This is a genomic window from Megasphaera massiliensis (assembly GCF_000455225.1).
Lineage (GTDB): Bacteria > Bacillota > Negativicutes > Veillonellales > Megasphaeraceae > Megasphaera > Megasphaera massiliensis.
This window is the reverse complement of record NZ_HF954532.1, coordinates 124,070-142,455: the sequence shown is the minus strand read 5'-3', so window position 1 is coordinate 142,455 and position 18,386 is coordinate 124,070. Positions and strand designations below refer to the sequence as shown.

Genomic DNA, 18,386 nt, shown 5'->3' with positions numbered 1-18,386 from the left:
TTTTTTTTGTACTAGGAAATCGTTGGAAAATGCCTTCTGTGTATGAAAAAATCACTATCGTTGCAGAATTAGTATAATATATTTCTTCTGCTCATTTTATATATGAGTAATAATAGGTTTGATTCCCCGTCAATTTGTATTATAATGAAGGATAGTGATAGGAATATTTTCCTTATCATAAGGCCATATTTCTCAACAAATTTCTAAGAACTTACAAGGAGTGGTATCCAAATGAGATTTACAGAAGATTTAAAAGCCCGTGTTTCCAAGGCCCAAAAGAAAATTGTCCTTCCGGAAACGAACAGCCGCCGTGTCCTGAAAGCTGCTGAACGCGTTTTGGCTGATGGTTTTGCTAAAATCGTTCTCGTAGGTAAACTGGAACAGATCAAAAAAGATGCTGCTAAATTCCAAATCGATCTCACTGGTGTTGAAGTCATCAATCCGGAAACGTACTATCGGATGGATGAACTTTGCGAATACTTTGCAAAACGCCGCGAAAAGAAAGGCATGACGATTGAAAAAGCTCGCGACATCATGACGCACAACAACACTTTCTTTGCGGCTGGTCTCGTCGCTCTCGGCGAAGCTGACGGCTGCGTATCCGGTGCTGCTACGACGTCGGCAGAAGTTATCCGTGCCGGCCTTCAGGTCATCGGCCCCCGCCCTGGCAACAAGACCGTATCCTCGGCTTTCATTCTCTTGACGAACACTCCTCAGTACGGCGACAATGGTATCCTCGTCCTCGGTGACTGCGGCGTTATCCCCAATCCGTCGGCAGATCAGCTGGCTGATATCGCCTGCATTTGTGTCGAACGTGCTCGTCGTACCGTTCAGATCCTCAATCCGAAGGTTGCCTTCCTTTCGTACTCCACGATGGGTTCCGGCGCCGGTGAATCCGTTGAAAACGTCCGCAAAGCTGTTGAAATCTTGAAAGAACGAAACGTCGATTTTGCTTTTGACGGCGAAATGCAGGCTGACGCTGCCCTCGTTCCGGAAGTCGGCGAACACAAGGCTCCCGGCTCGACCGTTGCCGGCCATGCCAACGTCCTCATCTTCCCGAACCTCGATGCTGCTAATATCGGTTACAAGATGGTTCAGCGCTTTGCCAATGCAACGGCTCTCGGACCTTTGGTTCAGGGCCTCGACAAACCTATCCTTGACTTGTCCCGTGGCTGCTCATCTGAAGACGTAGCTGACGTCGTCGCTGTATGCTGCTCCGATGCGATTACGGCTGACTTCTACAAAAAAGAACGGGCTGAACATGAACATGAACAGCAGTAAGCTTAGTGCGTGACGAAAAAGCCGCTCCTTCGGGAACGGCTTTTTTTCTTGCCTCCTCGAATCGGCGGCCGGTTGACTTTGTCGGTGCACCATGCTATGCTGAATGAGGAGCTGCTTGCGTGGCTGCAAAAGGCGTTGTCCCAAGGAGACAACGCCTTTTTTGTTCGATGTAAAGGTGTTTTTATAAGGAAGTGGCGTATATGAAAGCAGTAAAAACCTATGATGTCATCATTATCGGTGCCGGACCGGCCGGAATTTTTACGGCCTTGGAGCTGGCAGATAAGGGACTCGATATCCTGATGGTCGAAAAAGGCCAGGATATTCGGGAACGGATTGCGACCAGTCTCAATGGCGATGCTAAACCGCAGGACCGGGTGCGCAATGTCGTCTGCGGCTGGGGCGGTGCCGGTGCCTTCAGCGACGGGAAACTGACACTGACTACCGAATACGGCGGCAACCTCGATGACTATATGCCAAAAGCCGATTTAATGGATAAAATCCGTTATGTCGACGAAGTGTACTGCCGTTTTGGCGGTGCCGACCGCAAGGTGTACGGTGATGAAAATAAAGATCGCATTCGCGAGATAAAGCGAAAGGCCGCTGCAGCTGATCTCAGCTTCATTCCGGCTCGTATCCGCCACTTAGGGACCGACGTCAACGGCCAGATTTTGACCCATATGCGCGATTTCCTCGAAGGCAAGGTCGATATCATGGCCGATACGGCTGTGGATCACTTGGTAGAAGAAGAGGGACAGATCAAAGGCGTCTTGATCGACGATCAGTTTTACGCCTGCCGCTATCTGGTCAGTGCGCCCGGACGGGAAGGGTCGGAATGGTTCGTCCACGAAGTGGAAAAAATGGGCCTTCGCCTAACCTCCAATGCCGTCGATATCGGCGTCCGTGTCGAAATGCCGGCAGAAGTGCTGGAAACGATTACGGACGTCGTCTATGAATCGAAACTTATTTATTTCAGCAAGTCTTTCGATGACCGAATCCGGACTTTCTGCATGAACCCCTACGGCTTCGTCGTCGAAGAAAATAACGACGGCTTACTGACTGTCAACGGCCACAGTTATGCCCATAAGAAGAGCGAGAACACGAACTTCGCCATCTTGGTATCGAAGAAGTTTACCGAGCCCTTTCACGAACCGATTAAGTACGGGAAGTATATCGCCAATTTGGCCAATATCTTAGGCGGCGGCGTCATCGTACAACGCCTCGGTGATTTCCTCGACGGCCGTCGGTCGACGCCGGAACGGATTCAGCGCGGCCTCGTTCGTCCGACGATGCCCAAGGCGACGCCCGGCGACTTGTCGTTGGTCCTGCCCTACCGCCATATGCAGGATATTAAAGAGATGCTTGAAGCCCTCGACGCCATAGCGCCGGGTGCCAATTCGAGACATACTCTCTTGTATGGCGTAGAAGCCAAATTCTATTCGAACCGATTGGAATTGAGCTCGGTCTTAGAAACCAAAATTCCGAACTTCTTTGCCATCGGTGACGGCGCCGGCATTACCCGCGGACTCGTTCAGGCATCGGCTGCGGGCGTCACCGTCGGTCAGGAAATCCTGCGCCGCGAAGCAAAATAAAAATCAGGCTTCTTTAAAGCGATAGCCGGCGCCCCAAACGGTTTCGATGTAAATCGGCTTTGCCGGATCGGGTTCTATTTTTTCACGGATGCGGTTGATGTGGACCATGACCGTTGCCGTATCGCCTTCGGCGTCAAGATCCCAGACGCGTTCGAAGAGGCGGTCGCGGCTGAATACCAGGCCGGGATGTTTAGCCAAAAAGACCAAGAGTTCGAATTCTCGATTGGTCAGGCTGATTTCCCGGCCTTTTTCGTATACGCGATGTTTGTCGACGTAGATTTCCAGGTCTCCGCTGCGGAGGACTTCACCGCTGCCGTTTTCCGGGCGGGCTTTTCCGGTCAGCCGTTCATAGCGCTGAATGTGCGCCTTCACGCGGGCGACGAGCTCTGTCGGACTGAAAGGTTTGATGATATAATCGTCGGCACCGAGGCCGAGACCGCGTATCTTGTCCATGTCCTCCCGCTTGGCTGACACCATGAGAATGGGGACTTCCTTGGCTTCGCGGATGCGGCGGCAGATGTGGAAGCCGTCCGTACCGGGGAGCATGATATCCAAGAGGATGAGGTCGAAATCGTCGGCTAAGGCTCGTTCCATGCCCTTCGTTCCGTCTGTTTCGATGACGCTTGCAATTCCGTCAGCTTCGAGAAAGTCTCGTTCGAGTTCAGCGATTTCCATATTGTCTTCAATGATTAGAATCGATTTCATGATTATCCTCCTCTGCTGCCGGCAAGGTGATGACGACGGTCAATCCTCCGCCCGGCGTTTCGGCAGCGTATATCCTTCCTTTTAAGGTAGCAATGATTTGTTTGACGATGGCAAGGCCCAGGCCGCTGCCTTTTTTGACGTCTGTGCGGGCTTCATCGGTTCGGTAAAAACTGTCGAACAGTTTGGTAAGGTAGACTTTGGGGACGCCCGGGCCGTGGTCGGCAAAGGATAGGATAACGTGGCCCGGAGTCGCCTCCAGCTTGATATCCATGGCGACCGTATCGGTGTCTTTGTACTTTAAGGCGTTTTCTAAGAGGTTATCGATGACCCGTTGGAACTGCATTCGGTCAATACGGACTTGTGCTGCTTCCGTGGGGGCCTCGTAATTCAGGATGAGGCCCAGCTCAGAGAAGAGAGCGGCGTTTTCGGCAGTGAAGTCAGCAAAATAATCTCGGAGGGACACCGTCTCAAAGGTGAAATCGACCTGACCTAAGTCGAGTTTTGAAAAGAGAAACAGGCGGTCGACGAGTTTTTCTAAGGAGCAGGCATTTTGGTAAATGAGCTCTATATAGTGATGGCGCTTTTCTGCCGTTTTGGCAATGCCGACTAAGATGCCGCTGGCATAGCCTTTTAAGAGAGTCAGTGGTGTCGACAGGTCGTGAGAGATGCCGGCAATGAGTTCTTTTCGGTTCTGTTCGTATTTTTCCTGTGCCGTTCGGGCTGCCTTAAGCTGGCGGCGCATGCGGTCGAAGGCGGAACAGGTCTGGCCCAGTTCGTCACGGGACGAGACGGTCAGTTTATAATCGAGGTTTCCCTTTTCAATTTCGGAGGCCGCCGTGCGAAGGGCGGCCAAGGGCCCTAAAATTTGGCGCGACAAGAGGCGGGACAGGATGAGGCCGCAGCCGATGATGATGACACTGGCTGTCCCGACGATGAAGATGAGGAGTGTCTGGATGACGTTTTTGGCCATGCCTTCGCGGATGCCGGTTTTGGCGATGAAGGGCGTATTTCCGGCGGCGATGATCGTCGTCCCGCTGTGGGGCGACGAATATCGGAAGAAGAAGCCGTCTCCGTCCCAGGTCATGACCGTCTTTTGACCGTGGGCCTTTTGCAGGACCCGGTCGGCTAATCCGTAGAAGTCGACGCCCGGTGTGACGTAGGCGACCTGGTCGTGGCGGATGATGGCCGTGGCAATCCCCAGGCTTTCCAGGACCTGGCAGTCTTCGCGAAGGTCATTCAGTTTCAGCGGCCCCGGCCGTTCGGCTTTGACCCGGAGGGAACTGACCGTATATTGGATGGAAAGGGCCGGCCCCTTTTCCGGCCATAAGGTCATCAGGTCGTTGTGAGGCGACGAGAAGCGAAGGCCCGAGACCAAGAGGAAGCCGAGGACGGTCAAAATGAAGATGGGGACAAAGACCATGGTGAAGTTGGCGATGAGCAGGCGGTGGCGTAAGGAAATATCGCGTAAATGGAGCATAGGGCAGCATCCTTTCTGTATGATATTTCTATTATAGCTGTTTTCGAGGGCAGAAAAAAGGACCGGCCGATGGAGCCCCTGTCTTGTTTCCATAAACCAGCGCGAACGTCTGGCTCATGGGAGCAATCCAAGATACTTCATCGGTCAGTCCTTTTTGTCAGTCATCGATTTGAGTATGGATGACCGACCCGGTTACGGCGTCGATGAGGATGTCGTAGTGAACGCTGCCGGAGACGGCACGGACCTTATACATGGGGTGGAAGCCGGGCTGCATCGGTTGGCCTGGCTGCTGACCTTGCTGTGCCGCCGGCTGCTGTCCGGTTGTTTGCTGTCCCTGTGGTACTGCCTGCCCCTGCTGTGGGTCTTGCTGCGCGGCTGCTTGAGGCGTCGTCAGTTCCTGAGGCGGTTGGAGGGCCGGGGCCCCGCCTTGATGATCCTGGGGACCCATTTGAGGGCTGCCCTGTCCCGGTCTCATTCTTTCATCCATATTCGGACGGCCTTTTTCGTTGCGGTCAGGGCCTTCTCCCGGTCCTCTTTCGCCGCGGCGATCTTGCCGATGTTCTTCGCGTCCGTCTCTATGCTTCATGCTGTCCATGTCAAAGAGGGCGACTTCTTTAAAGTCCAGCTGACTTTCGTCTTTGCCTATGGCCTTGGCAGCTGCGGCACGGGCCTGTTCTTCATTGATGAGACTGACGCCTTTTTGCTTTGCCTGGGCCTGGGTCAAATCGGCCATGGCGGCGACTTGCTCTTCATGGCGGGCCATATGGCGCTGGTGGAGATAGTAGCGGCCGCCGGCACCGGCGATGACGGCGACGACGATAAAAGCGGCTGCGATTTTTGCATTGCGGGCGGTGAACATCTTATTTTTGATGGAAATGAGTGTATCTTGCCATTTTTCTTGGGTCATGATGAATTCCTCCTGTCTGTCCTTGCTTCTTTTTGAGTACAAACACAGTATAGCCGGTAAATCTAAAATCGAGCTAAACCGGAGCGTAAGAATTGCAAAAATAAGAGAAGGCATAAAACTATCGGTGAAATTATAGTATAATATAAACAAAGAGAGAAAAGTCTGTATTGTTATTCATAAGGAGGGACTTCCATGGAAGATAAACTGAAATTAACCCAACTGGCATCCTGTGCCGGTTGAGGCGCTAAACTGGGGCCAGGGACACTGGCTCAATTGTTGGAAGGGCTTCCAACACATACTGATGACCGCCTCCTCGTCGGCTATGATAAGAGCGACGACGCGTCGGTCTACCAAGTTACGGACGACTTGGCCATTGTCCAGACTGTCGACTTCTTTCCGCCTATCGTCGACGATCCTTATTTATTCGGTCAAATTGCAGCGGCCAATGCCCTGAGCGACGTCTACGCCATGGGGGCGGAGGCAAAGCTTGCCATGAACGTCATGTGCGTCAACCTGAAGATGGGCCAAGAAGCCATTCGCCTCATCTTAGAAGGCGGCTACAGCAAGGCCTATGAAAGTGGCGTCATCATCACCGGCGGTCATACGATTGAAGATAAGGAACCGAAATACGGCTTGTCGGTCACGGGCTTTGTGCATCCGCAAAAATTACTGCGCAATTCATCGGCTCGTCCCGGCGATGTCCTCATCTTGACCAAGCCTTTGGGCGTCGGGATCTTGATGACGGCAGCCCAAGGGGATTTTGTAGCGCAGCCCCTTTTGCAGCAGCTATACGCCCAGATGGCGCAGCTCAATAAGACCGCTCGGGACGTGATGGTTCGCTACGACGTTCACAGCTGTACCGACGTTACCGGTTTTGGTCTCTTAGGGCATGCTTGTGAGATGGCTGATGGAAGTGAAACGACGATTCACTTTGATACTTCATCTATCCCCTTCCATAAAGAGGCTCTTGATATGGCCGCTATGGGCTTTATCCCGGCCGGGGCGTACCGTAACCGTGATTTTGCGGCAGGCCGCGTTTCAGCCGACGGCATCGATAAAGGAATGATGGATGTTTTATATGATCCTCAGACGTCGGGCGGTCTTCTCATTGCCGTTTCTGAAAAAGATGCCGTGCTTTTGGAACGGTCCTTGAAGGACGTCCTTCCTTGTGCCGCTGTCATCGGCTATGTGACTGCGCGGGAAGGAGAATCCATTGTGATTGAATAAAACTTGCAAAACGGCTACCTTCGGCACTATAGATAGTGTATAATAGTGACGGTGAGTTTTTTTACCGTACTCATGTCAATGATAAAGGAGAGATCAACTGTGATTGAACGCTATACGAAACCGGAAATGGGTCAAATTTGGACAGAATTCAATGAATGGGACACGCTGAAACAGGTGGAAATCCTGGCCAGTGAAGCCCAGGCTGAACTTGGGAATATCCCGAAAGAAGCGGCTAAAGAAATTCGCGAAAAAGCTGCCTTTTCTGTCGACCGCATCCATGAAATCGAAGCGGAAACACATCATGATATTGCTGCTTTCGTCTCCAACCTTTCCGAAAATATCGGCGAAGCCGGAAAGTACGTCCATTTGGGCCTGACGTCGACAGACGTCAAAGATACGGCTTTGGGTTCCATGCTGAAACAGGCTTCGGATATCCTCATCAAGGACCTCGAAGACTTCCACGCCGTATTGCGTCGCCGTGCCGTTGAATTTAAATATACGCCGTGCATCGGCCGTACTCATGGCATTCACGCCGAAGCGACGACTTTCGGCCTCAAGCTGTGCAACTGGATGGCTGAAATCGAACGCGATATCGACCGCATGAAACATGCCAAGGAAACGATTGCCGTCGGTAAAATTTCCGGTGCTGTCGGTACATATGCTGACGTTGATCCCTTCGTTGAACAATACGTCTGCGAACACCTGGGCATTGCGGCATCGCCTATTTCGTCGCAGACCCTGCAGCGTGACCGCCACGCCGAATTCCTTACGACCTTGGCTGTCATCGCCAGCTCCATCGACAAAATGGCAACGGAAATCCGTCATCTCCAGCGTACGGAAGTTCGCGAAGCAGAAGAATACTTCAGTCCTAAACAGAAGGGCTCGTCCATCATGCCTCATAAGCGCAATCCTATTACTTGTGAACGCATGTGTGGCTTGGCTCGTGTCATCCGCGGCAATGCCCAGGCGGCTTTGGAAGACGTCGCTCTCTGGCATGAACGCGATATTTCCCATTCTTCCGTAGAACGGGTTATCCTGCCGGACAGCACCATTGCTCTTGATTATATGCTTCAGACCTTTACCCGGGTCATCGACAAGCTCCTCGTCTATCCCGATAAGATGATGGCCGACCTCAATTTGACGGGCGGACTCATTTACAGCCCGATCATCCTCAATACCCTCGTCGAAAAAGGCGCCGTCCGCGAACAGGCGTACCGCTGGGTACAGCGCAATGCCATGAAGCGCTGGATCGACGGAGAAGACTTCTTGGAAAACTTGAAGAAAGATGAAGACGTTAAGCAGTATATGACCGAAGCAGAAATTGAAGGCTGCTTTGATGTCAAGAAAATGCTCAGCCACGTCGATACCATCTTTGCCCGTTTCGGCATTTAAGTTGTAACCTTGTAAGGGCCTTACGACCTGCTTTGGCAGTCTCGTCGGGCCTTTTTCAATAGGGGCTGCTTGGAAAGGAGGGCGTCATGTATTATTTTGACAATGCGGCGACGACGGCCCAAAAGCCGGAAGCCGTATCGAAGGCCGTCTTTGAAGCCTTGACGGCCGGCGATATCGGCAATCCGTCCCGTGGTGCCCACGGCTATTCTTTAAAGGCCTATGACATCGTCTTGACGGCGAAACATCGCGTTCAGACACTGTTTAACGGTAAGGATTTGTACGACGTTGCCTTTACCCACAATTCTACGGTTGCCCTGAATATGGTGCTGAAAGGGCTGATCCGGCCCGGAGACGGCGTTATGACGACGGCTTGGGAGCATAATGCCGTTCTGCGCCCGTTATACCAGTTAGAGGCTTTAGGGGCGGAACTGACCGTCATTCCGGCTGTCAGTCCTACAGGAGGGCTGGCTTACGATGACATGGAAGGGCTGCTGACGCCGAAGACCAAATGGTTGGTCTGTAATCATGCCTCTAATGTGACGGGCAATGTCCTCGACTTGAACCGCATCAAGGCTTTTTGCAGGAATCACTGTTTGGGGCTCATTGTCGACGTATCTCAAACGGCAGGGGCTTATGACATCGATTTGTCTGACGGCATCGTAACGGCGGCCTGCTTTACCGGGCATAAATCGCTCTATGGACCGGGCGGAACGGGAGGAATCGTCATCCGCCGCGGCGTCGAAGTCCTGCCGTCTATTACCGGCGGCGACGGCGTTCATACTTTTGAGCGGGAGCAGCCTTCAGGAGTTCCTGCTGTTTTTGAAGCGGGGACAGCCAATGTCGCCGGCATTGCCGGTCTGAGTGCGGCTGTCGAACTTGTCTTAAAAAAGGGGATTCCGGCTGTCAGGGCTCATCAAGAGGAATTGGCCCGAGCCTTTATTCCTGCCGTGCAGGCCATTCCCGGAATTTGCCTTTACGGGGATTTTTCCGGTCCCCGGGTAGGTGTCTACAGCCTGAATCTGGGCGATGCCGAGTCGGCTGTCGTCAGCGACATCCTATGGGAGACCTATCATATGGCGACGCGGCCGGCCTATCATTGCGCACCCCTCATGCATGAGGCCTTGGGGACGGCCGTTCAGGGGACGGTTCGCTTTTCTTTTTCTCAGTTTACGACCGTTGAAGACGTCCTGGCAGCGGCAGCGGCTTTGGAAGTCATTGTCCGCTCGTAGGCGTTTTTGGCGATTGTGTAAATTTTTTGGGAAAACTTGACTCGATTGGTGTACTAATATATAATGAAATTAGTTACAAAAGGCAAATAGTCAAAAGAAGAAAGGTGGCGTCTATTATGGAATATAAATTTTCAATGGATAATTTTGAAAAAGAAGTTTTGAACAGCAGCGAACCTGTTTTGGTAGATTTCTTTGCAACCTGGTGCGGTGTTTGCGAAAAGGAAGGACCGATTATTACAGAACTCGCCGAAGAATATACCGGCAAGGTTAAAATCGGAAAACTCGACGTCGATGAAAATCCGGCCCTTGCTCAGGATTACGATGTCAGCACGATTCCCAACATGGTCTTTTTCAAAGACGGGAAAGTCGTCGACCGGGCTATCGGTTCTGTTCCGGCTAATGTATTAAAGAACAAATTAGATTCCCTGCTGAAATAATCCGTTCCTTCTGCGGATATTCGAGGTGATTTTTTATGAAAAACTATTCCTACAAGACCAAGGGAACTTGTTCTCGTGAAATTTCCTTTGCCATCGAAGACGGGAAGCTCCATGACGTCCGTTTCGTCGGCGGTTGTCCCGGCAACACCCTGGCTCTCGGCAAGCTTCTTGAAGACGCCGATGCCAAGCGGGCCGTCGCTATCCTAAAAGGAAATCCCTGCGAGGATCGGGGCACGTCTTGTGCCGACCAGCTGGCACGCGCCGTTGAGCAGGCCTTGGCTCAGGAAGGGTAATGGCGGTTCAGGAATACGGTATCGTCTTAGTGCCGTCGACGCGAGAGGCTATTGAAGGTGAACGCCTTGCGAAGAAAGCAGGACTTTCGGTGCGCATCATTCCTACGCCGGGAAAAATCGATGCGTCCTGTGGTTTTTCTTTGAAATACGAGTTGAACGATGAAGCGGCCCTCACTGCCTTATTCGACAAGGAGGCGGTGGAATGGGCCGCTTTATATCATGCCTGCCGTCAAGGCCTTTCCGTTTCATATACTAAGATAAAAGAAGGTTGACAGGATGACCAGACATATCGTTATCGGCACAGCCGGTCATGTCGATCACGGCAAGACGACGCTTGTGCGGGCTTTGACGGGCATCGAGACCGACCGGACGGCTGAAGAGAAACGACGGGGCCTGACTATCGATTTAGGCTTTGCCTGGCTGGATCTGCCCGATGGGACGCGGTGCGGTATCGTCGATGTACCCGGTCATGAAAATTTTATAAAGAATATGGTCGCCGGCCTGCCGGGCCTCAACATGGTCCTGCTCGTCGTCGATGCCAAGGAAGGGGTCATGCCGCAGACGAGTGAACATCTCGGCATCTTGACCCTTTTTGGCGTTCGTAAATTTATCGTCGTCGTAACCAAGGCCGATACCGTTGCCCCAAAAGCCCTTGAGGAGTCCTTAACCCGCATGGACCAAGCTTTCATCGGTACGGCTGCGGAAGGGTCCCCGCTTGTCGTCACCGATGCTTTGAGCGGCCGCGGAATGCGTGAACTCGTCGATGCCATTTCCCGGATGGCCGAAACGATTCTGCCCCAAGAGGCTTCCGGTCATGGCCGTCTCCATGTGGACCGTTCTTTTTCGCTTAATGGAGTCGGAACTATCGTTACGGGTACCCTCCTGGACGGGGTCGTGGAAAAGGAGCAGTACCTATGGCTTTACCCCGGAGGGCGGCAGCTGCGCGTTCGCAACATTCAGGTGTATGAGGAAGACGTCCTCCGCGCGGAACCGTCACAGCGGACGGCACTTAACTTGGCCGGAATTTCCTGCGGCGACGTTCCTCGCGGCTCGGTCCTCTGTGCGGTACCGGACGTGACGGCGACGCGCATGATCGATGCCAAGGTGACCTGCCTTAGGGAGGCGCCGCCACTGGTACTCTGGCAGCGTGTGCGCCTCTTAGTCGGGACGCGGGAAGTCATGGCCCGTGTCGTCCCCTTAGGCGTCGAAGCCATCGAACCCGGTACGGAAGGTTTCTTGCAGCTGCGGTTGGAGCGAGATGAAATCTATGTCAAAAGCGGGGATCCTTTTATCCTTCGTTCGTTTTCGCCCATGCATACCGTAGGCGGAGGAAAAATCCTCGATGCCCGTCCGGAAAAACACCGTCGCTTTAAAGAGAATCTGATGACGGCCTTACGAGCTCGCGATGCGAATCTGAAAGAGGAAGTGATTGCTCAGTTTTTACAGTGCTGTCAGTCTCCGTTTTCGACGGTTGAGGCTATTTCTGCCGGAACCGACCTGCCTTCTGGGGAGGTTGAAAGGGCTCTCGAACATTTAAAACATCAAGGCCGGGTGAAGCCATTTCGCCTGGGCTGGATTCATGGCGAAGCCTTCAAGTCATGGCAGGCTCGGAGCCTTTCTGTACTCCATGAGTACCATAAACGGTGGCCCCTGCGCTTTGGCATGACCCAACCTGAATGGCGGCAGCGGTTAGGCCTTGGTGAAAAAGAAGGTCGGGCACTGCTGCAGTTGCTCTTGGCGCGAAAAATCTGCCGACTGTCGCGAGATTTCGTTGCGGCCAAGGATTTTCGCCTCGCTTTTTCACCCCGTCAGCGCCAATGCCAGTCGGAGATTGAAAGGCGATTGGCTCGAAGCGGGTACAGTCCCGTTGCGATTGCCGACCTCCTTTCTTTGGGGCCGGACGTACGGGAAATCCTCAAGGCCTTACAGGGTAAGAGCCTCACCTTCCTTTCGCCGGAGTTTGTCTTATCGAAGGCCTGCCTTCGACGAGCCGCCGAGGTCGTTACTCAGTATTTCAAGGAGCATGAAGTTTTAAAGGTGGGGACGTTGCGAGACCTATTGCAGGTTAACCGCCGTCAGGCCCTCTTGATTTTAACTTATTTTGATGGTTTGGGTCTTACGGTGAAGGCCGGTGATGGCCGGGCTTTCGGGTCAAGGGCCGCTAATGATACAGCTAAAGGAGATGACGTTTATGAATGAAGCTATAAAACAGCTGCTTCGCCAGCTGCCTGATGTCGATACGCTTTTACAGCGTCCGGCTTTTCAGCAGTTAGAAAAACCGCGTCATATTGTTCGCGATGCCATTCGCGCCGTTCTCGACGATAGGCGTAGAGCCATTCTCGAAGGACTCTGGAATGAACCTTTTTCTATGGAGCTTTTTGAACAAGCCGTGGCGGCCTCTATACAGGGCGCGGATAAGGGGCATTTGCGGCGAGTCATCAATGGGACCGGGACCGTCCTTCATACCAATTTAGGCCGGGCCGTTCTCAGTCCGGACATTGCCGGACAGATTGCGGAACTCGTCGGGCACTACACTAATTTAGAGTATGATTTAGCATTGGGAAAACGGGGCCTTCGTGATGATCATGTACGAGAACTCCTCTGTCAGCTTACCGGGGCCGAAGATGCCCTGGTCGTCAACAATAACGCCGCCGCGGTCCTGTTGGTACTGGCCAGCCTTATGCCCGGCAAAGAAGTCGTCGTTTCCCGAGGTGAATTGGTTGAAATCGGCGGTTCCTTCCGCATTCCCGATGTCATTGAACAGAGCGGCTGCACGATTCGTGAAGTCGGGACGACCAATAAGACCCATTTGGCTGATTATGAACGGGCTATTCGTGAAGACACGGGCGCTTTGATGAAAGTCCATACTAGCAATTACCGCATCATCGGCTTTACGGAAAGCGTAACGGCAGCTGATTTAGTCAGACTGGCTCACGCCCAAAATCTTCCCTGCATCAATGACCTTGGCAGCGGCCTCTTTATCGACTTGGAGTCATTGGGACTCCCTCATGAACCGACGGTCCGAGAAGTCATTGAAGCCGGCTGCGACGTCGTTACCTTTAGCGGTGATAAACTGTTAGGCGGGCCCCAGGCCGGCATCATCGTCGGCAAGGCTTCCTATATTGAACGGATGAGACGCCACCCGCTGCTTCGGGCCCTTCGCATCGATAAGATGACCTTAGCCGGTCTCGAAGGGACGCTTCGCATCTATCGGGACGGAGAGGCGGTTCAAAAGATTCCGACATTGGCGGCCCTGGTGCAGCCTTCTGACCTTTGCCATAAACGCGGGAAGTTGCTGGCAGCAGCTTTATCGGAGGCCGGTCTTCCCCTTGAAATATCGCTCGTTGAAGTCGACGATGCCGTCGGCGGCGGTGCCTTCCCCGGTGTCGTCCTTTCCGGCTGGGGCGTTGCTGTCCGGCCGACAAGCGGGACGGTAACGGCCTTAGAAGAAAGCCTTCGAAAAGGAGATATCCCTGTTTTGGCCCGCATCCGTCACGATGCCCTTATCCTTTCCGTGCGGACCCTTGGCGATGAGGAATTTTCGGACATCGTAAGGGCGATGAAATCGGTTTTACAGTCTTGATGGCTGCATAAATGGATATAGAAAAGGAACGACCCCGTAAAAATCTTTTTTGGGGTCGTTCCTTTTGCTAAATAAGGGGGAGGGAAAGAAATTGAATTATTACTTATTCTGCCGGTGAAGATTGTCCGATAATTTCCCGGCCTTCGACGAATTGAACCGTCGGATTTTCTTTTTTCTTTTCGATGAGGTCGACCATGAGATGCAGACAGTGCTGACCGATTTCGCCCATGGGTATATCGACACGAGATAAGGATGGGATGGCATAGTCATTGAGCTGAGCCATGTTGATACCGATGGTGAAGACTTCTACTTCCTCCGGAATCGCGATGCCTAAGGCATGGCAGGCATAGAGCATGCCGTGGGCCAGGACGTCCGATTCGCAGAACATCGCCCGGGGCATCCGTTTTTCTTCATAGAGTTTTTTCGTAGCGGCGACAGCACTGGCGGAAGCCGTGTCACAAAGGACGATGTTTTCTTCCGGAACCGGATGGCCGTTTTGGGCAAAGGTATCGAGGAAGCCCTGCATCCAGGTACGCATGATGGGGAAGGTTGTGTCGTGGGTCAAGACGCCGGCGTCAAAAATGCCCTTGTCGAGGAAATGACGGGCGACGTTGCAGCCGATCTGATAGTTGTCCATGGTGACGCTGCTGTATTTATCCGATTCCCTGTTGAACAGGACCACCGGGCAGGGAATATGGATGGAATTGAGATAATCCATGTCCTTGTTGGACATGTTAGCGATGATGATGCCATTGAAAAATTCATTCTGCATGGCTTCGAGTTGTTTTTGGAGCTGGTCAACTTTATATGGGACAACGGTTAAATGAATTGTTTTATTTTGTTTCATGATTTCTTCTTGGATACCGAGGGTGATACGGGCCAAGTAGTTGATACGAAAGTCTGTTGCCCAGTAGAAAGCAATGGCGTAGCTGTCCTTTTGTGCTGACCGAAGCTTCTTTGCCGATTGGTTTGGAACGTAGTTTAAATCTTGTGCAATTTTGTATATTCGCTGTTGAGTTTCCTGAGAAATTTTTCGTTCCCGTCCTTTTCCGTTCAGGACGATGGATACGGTTGCAATAGAAACGCCGGCAGCTTTTGCAATATCTTTAATTGTGGACACGATGGCCACCTCCACTCTTATGCTTATTTTGACATAATTTAAACGTTTTTTCAAGGAAATATATGCTACAGAATGGACAAATATTCATTGGTGTCTGTGTCAGAATTTTTTTTAATACAATTTTTTTGCATTAAATCAGCAGTCGTGGCCAATCTCTGCGAATCATGATACAATAAAAAACATACAAGCCCGAGACTTTTTAGGAAACGGTGATGAGAGGCATCATCAGAAAAACGGGTAAAAAGGGGACGAATATGACCGAAGACAGAGATAAGTATCGCAAGCAGGCTCTATATCAGGTGGACAATTTGGCGAAGCCCCCCGGAAGTTTAGGGACCTTAGAAAAACAGGCCAAGCAGGTGCTCCTGGCCTGGGGGCAGTTTCATAAAGAGCTTCGGCCGAAGCATCTTATTTTTGCGGCCGACAACGGTGTCGTTCATTCCGGTGTCGTCGCACAATTAGCTGATATTACCTATATGCAGAGCCGGCACATGGTAGACGGCACGTCGGCCGTGACCTGCTTTTGCCGCAGTCAGCAGATTCCCTACGCCGTCATCGACGTCGGCATCGATAGTGAAGATGCCGTCGGCATCGATCGCAAGATAGCCCGGGGGACGCGGGATTTTTCCAAGGAGCCGGCCATGAGTGAAGCTCAGCTTCAACAGGCCCTGGCGGCCGGTCGGGAACAGGTACAGCAGGCTAAGGCCGAAGGAATCAATCTCTTGTCCTTCGGGGAAATGGGTATCGGTAATACGACGACGTCGGCTGCTGTGCTGACGGCCTTATCGCCGAAAAAAATGACCTGGCTTTCCGGGTTCGGTTCGGCCAGGGGGAATTACAAGCTGCTGTTTCACAAGCGCCGTGTCATTGCCGAGGCCATGAAGCGCTATGAAGGGCAGTTGTCGTCACCGGAAGCGGCCCTGCGCTGTGTCGGCGGATTCGATCTGGCGGCCCTGTGCGGCGCTATGCTGGCTTGTGCCGATGAGAGAATCCCTTTTTATATCGACGGCTTTATTACGGCGACGGCCCTGGCCTGTGCCGTTGCCATGGATTCTCGGGTTCGGGATTATGCCCTGCCCTCTCATATTTCCAGGGAGCCCGGCATGGCTCAGGCCTTGCGCCTATGCGGTATCGACGAGTATGACGTGCCTCTTACGGCCGGCCTTTCCCTGGGAGAAGGGACGGGGGCCGTCTTGGGTGTTATCCTGCTCAAGACGATGATGTACGCCGTTTGGCATATGGCCACCTTAGACGGCATCAATCAGGAAGCTCAGGAACGATATGATAAACGCCAAGGAGATGCGCACCATGGATGATGTAACGAGAGAAAAGGCACGGGCTGTCTTTGCCCGATTAGGCCTGACAGAAGAACAAGCGATAGAACTTTTTTATAAGCGGACCATTGAGGTCGGACGGATGCCTTTTGCTGCGTCTGAGGAAAAAACGCGGAAGATGAAGAAAAAGCGGATGAACGAGCGTTTTGCCGAATGGGATGCTTTCTAATTTGTTTACTTAAATATTACCCGTATATATTGACAAAAATGCTATTTCATCGTATCCTAATAGTAGGTAATTTTTAAATATCTAGAAAGGTAGATGTATACAGATGGATAAGAAGCAGTTCATGGAAATGTGTAAGGCATTGTCCAATGAAACGCGGGTAAATATCCTGATCTGGCTCAAAGATCCGGAAAAACATTTTCCTGGTAAAAAGCTTCATCTGTCTCCAGATACAGCCGACTGCCCTGGTGGCATCTGCGTTGGTTCTATTCAGGATAAAGCTGGGATTTCGCAATCGACGATTTCTCACTATTTGGATATGCTGCAGCGTGCCGGCTTATTGTCGACAGAACGCGTTGGGCGCTGGACTTACTATCGCCGCAACGAACAAGCGTTACAGGAACTATCCCGTTTCATCGGCCAAGACTTATAGCCTGATGATTTCTCACCAAAAAAAGAGCGTCTGCTCGCAGGAGGTACAGAGCCTCGGCGAGCAGGCGCTTTTATTTTGTAATCATATTTTCGGCGGCAAAGCCCTGTTGATCGGCATAGTCGCCTTCCAGTATTTTGATGGGAATGAATCCGTCGTAGGCTTTGTCCTCGGTAATCTGGATTCGCGTCGGCTTGGCGAAAATCAGGATTTTATCGGAGCGGACGAGGGCGCGGATCGTTTCCATGTCGCGGTTGCGGCTGGCTTTTAGAAAGACGGGAATCGTCTCTTTATCGGGGATGACATAGGTCCCGCGCATCATGAGGTAACGGCCGCTGCTGGATGGCAGGCGGTGCTCTTTGGGTTGAGCTTCTTTTTCTGCATCGCTCATGTCTGGGACGCCGTCTTGGGAATACTGGGAAAAGTTGACGTTCGACTGATTGGCCTCACGCTGGCGATGAATGTAGTGAATGGTGAGGACCAGACAGAGGATGACGAAGGGCAAGAGGAGGATATTCGTATAATGGCTCCATTTGCTGTATTTTCCCTTCTCTTCTTCGGCTTCTTCTCCCTCCGGATCTGCTTGTTCGAGAACTTCCGTGCGGGGCCGCAGGGCTCCGGCCATGACCGATGACAAGGGCATGCCGTACGTTGAAATGGGATAGCGTTCTTCGAGCCAGCTCAGTCCGCAGATACAGGCCATGGCACGACTGATGGCGCTGTCCATGTCGACGGCGATGTCCATGCGATGGAGGATGGAGGTCAAGGAGTCGTTGGCCAAATTAGGAATATAGGTCGCAGCCAGGAACTGCAGGTCCCGGATATAGACGTCATGGATGGGCCATTTGCGTCCGGACGCTTCGTAGCTGGCTTTGATGGATGTGAATAATGCTTCTGAATGGTAGGCCGATAGGAATGCATCTCCGATGAGGACCGATATCTCTTCATCCCAGACGGCATCGAAGGGTTTACTGTCTTTCAGCCTGGCTTCGGTTACATGACGGGTTTCAATGGGTCCTTCGCGGGGCTTGATGAGATACGAAATGCCATGGACGTTCCCGTCACTAATCCAGGCCAAGGCCAGCCGGCAAATACTATTTGGATTGTCGTTTGCCAGATCTGCGGCAATGGCAATCGATGAATTGATCTCTCGCCGCCGCAGGGATTCCAGCGCCTTTTGGGTATTGCTGTTCATGACGGGCAACCTCCGTGAGTG

The 18,386-nt window shown here is 52.3% G+C and carries 18 protein-coding genes; 13 read left to right on the top strand and 5 right to left on the bottom strand.

The genetic code is table 11. The features are described from left to right. The first annotated feature begins 231 nt into the window (after positions 1–231). Together pta and TX77_RS00795 are read left to right on the top strand one after the other, a co-directional pair. Positions 232–1,281: a phosphate acetyltransferase gene (pta, locus tag TX77_RS00800; protein WP_044502918.1), complete on the top strand. Its 1,050-nt coding sequence runs from the start codon at positions 232–234 to the stop codon at positions 1,279–1,281. Between the two features lie 200 nt (positions 1,282–1,481). Further along, positions 1,482–2,870: an NAD(P)/FAD-dependent oxidoreductase gene (locus TX77_RS00795; protein WP_044502917.1), complete on the top strand. Its 1,389-nt coding sequence runs from the start codon at positions 1,482–1,484 to the stop codon at positions 2,868–2,870. 3 nt (positions 2,871–2,873) lie between these two features. On the opposite strand, the gene TX77_RS00790 is transcribed toward TX77_RS00795, so the two are convergent. From TX77_RS00790 to TX77_RS00780, 3 genes are all read right to left on the bottom strand, one after another. After that, positions 2,874–3,575: a response regulator transcription factor gene (locus tag TX77_RS00790; RefSeq protein WP_044502916.1), complete on the bottom strand. Its 702-nt coding sequence runs from the start codon at positions 3,573–3,575 to the stop codon at positions 2,874–2,876. Then, a complete protein-coding gene (locus TX77_RS00785) occupies positions 3,553–5,052 on the bottom strand; it encodes a sensor histidine kinase (RefSeq protein WP_044502915.1) in 1,500 nt (499 codons plus the stop codon). The genes TX77_RS00790 and TX77_RS00785 overlap by 23 nt, the downstream gene beginning before the upstream one ends. A 157-nt stretch (positions 5,053–5,209) precedes the next feature. Then, positions 5,210–5,959, bottom strand: coding sequence for a hypothetical protein (locus TX77_RS00780; protein WP_044502914.1), 750 nt, complete (start codon positions 5,957–5,959; stop codon positions 5,210–5,212). Positions 5,960–6,151: 192 nt separating this feature from the next. Between TX77_RS00780 and selD the strand changes: the two genes are divergently transcribed. The 8 genes from selD to selA all read left to right on the top strand — a co-directional run bounded on the left by selD (position 6,152) and on the right by selA (position 14,120). Next, positions 6,152–7,186, top strand: a complete 1,035-nt coding sequence (gene selD / locus TX77_RS00775) for a selenide, water dikinase SelD (protein WP_081651667.1) — start codon at positions 6,152–6,154, stop codon at positions 7,184–7,186. Positions 7,187–7,285: 99 nt separating this feature from the next. Beyond that, the gene (gene purB / locus TX77_RS00770) at positions 7,286–8,578 is read left to right on the top strand and encodes an adenylosuccinate lyase (protein WP_044502912.1); all 1,293 of its coding nucleotides are present in this window, start codon (positions 7,286–7,288) and stop codon (positions 8,576–8,578) included. An 86-nt stretch (positions 8,579–8,664) separates the two neighbouring features. Further along, positions 8,665–9,807 carry an aminotransferase class V-fold PLP-dependent enzyme gene (locus TX77_RS00765; RefSeq protein WP_044502911.1) on the top strand — a complete coding sequence of 381 codons (1,143 nt, stop codon included), beginning with the start codon at positions 8,665–8,667 and terminating at the stop codon, positions 9,805–9,807. Between the two features lie 116 nt (positions 9,808–9,923). Further along, positions 9,924–10,244 carry a thioredoxin gene (gene trxA, locus TX77_RS00760; protein WP_044502910.1) on the top strand — a complete coding sequence of 107 codons (321 nt, stop codon included), beginning with the start codon at positions 9,924–9,926 and terminating at the stop codon, positions 10,242–10,244. A 35-nt stretch (positions 10,245–10,279) separates the two neighbouring features. Continuing rightward, positions 10,280–10,537, top strand: coding sequence for a TIGR03905 family TSCPD domain-containing protein (locus TX77_RS00755; protein WP_044502909.1), 258 nt, complete (start codon positions 10,280–10,282; stop codon positions 10,535–10,537). Beyond that, complete coding sequence (locus tag TX77_RS00750) at positions 10,537–10,809, top strand: putative Se/S carrier protein (protein WP_044502908.1); 273 nt, start codon at positions 10,537–10,539, stop codon at positions 10,807–10,809. The genes TX77_RS00755 and TX77_RS00750 overlap by 1 nt, the downstream gene beginning before the upstream one ends. Positions 10,810–10,813: 4 nt before the next feature. After that, positions 10,814–12,736 (top strand): selenocysteine-specific translation elongation factor, encoded by a 1,923-nt coding sequence (gene selB, locus TX77_RS00745; RefSeq protein WP_044502907.1) that lies wholly within the window; start codon positions 10,814–10,816, stop codon positions 12,734–12,736. Continuing rightward, positions 12,729–14,120, top strand: coding sequence for an L-seryl-tRNA(Sec) selenium transferase (gene selA, locus TX77_RS00740; protein ID WP_044502906.1), 1,392 nt, complete (start codon positions 12,729–12,731; stop codon positions 14,118–14,120). The genes selB and selA overlap by 8 nt, the downstream gene beginning before the upstream one ends. Before the next feature lie 103 nt (positions 14,121–14,223). On the opposite strand, the gene TX77_RS00735 is transcribed toward selA, so the two are convergent. Next, positions 14,224–15,240 (bottom strand): LacI family DNA-binding transcriptional regulator, encoded by a 1,017-nt coding sequence (locus TX77_RS00735; protein ID WP_044502905.1) that lies wholly within the window; start codon positions 15,238–15,240, stop codon positions 14,224–14,226. Between the two features lie 254 nt (positions 15,241–15,494). On the opposite strand from TX77_RS00735, the gene TX77_RS00730 reads away from it, so the two are divergent. The 3 genes from TX77_RS00730 (at position 15,495) to TX77_RS00720 (ending at position 17,173) form a co-directional block, all read left to right on the top strand. Next, the gene (locus TX77_RS00730) at positions 15,495–16,556 is read left to right on the top strand and encodes a nicotinate-nucleotide--dimethylbenzimidazole phosphoribosyltransferase (protein WP_044503000.1); all 1,062 of its coding nucleotides are present in this window, start codon (positions 15,495–15,497) and stop codon (positions 16,554–16,556) included. Further along, positions 16,549–16,743 carry a type II toxin-antitoxin system RelB/DinJ family antitoxin gene (locus tag TX77_RS00725; protein ID WP_044502904.1) on the top strand — a complete coding sequence of 65 codons (195 nt, stop codon included), beginning with the start codon at positions 16,549–16,551 and terminating at the stop codon, positions 16,741–16,743. Before TX77_RS00730 ends, TX77_RS00725 begins: the two co-directional genes overlap by 8 nt. Positions 16,744–16,846: 103 nt before the next feature. Next, positions 16,847–17,173 carry an ArsR/SmtB family transcription factor gene (locus TX77_RS00720; protein ID WP_044502903.1) on the top strand — a complete coding sequence of 109 codons (327 nt, stop codon included), beginning with the start codon at positions 16,847–16,849 and terminating at the stop codon, positions 17,171–17,173. 70 nt (positions 17,174–17,243) lie between these two features. On the opposite strand, the gene TX77_RS00715 is transcribed toward TX77_RS00720, so the two are convergent. Next, on the bottom strand, positions 17,244–18,365 hold the full coding sequence (locus tag TX77_RS00715; RefSeq protein ID WP_044502902.1) for a 3'-5' exonuclease family protein: 1,122 nt from the start codon (positions 18,363–18,365) through the stop codon (positions 17,244–17,246). Positions 18,366–18,386 lie beyond the last annotated feature (21 nt).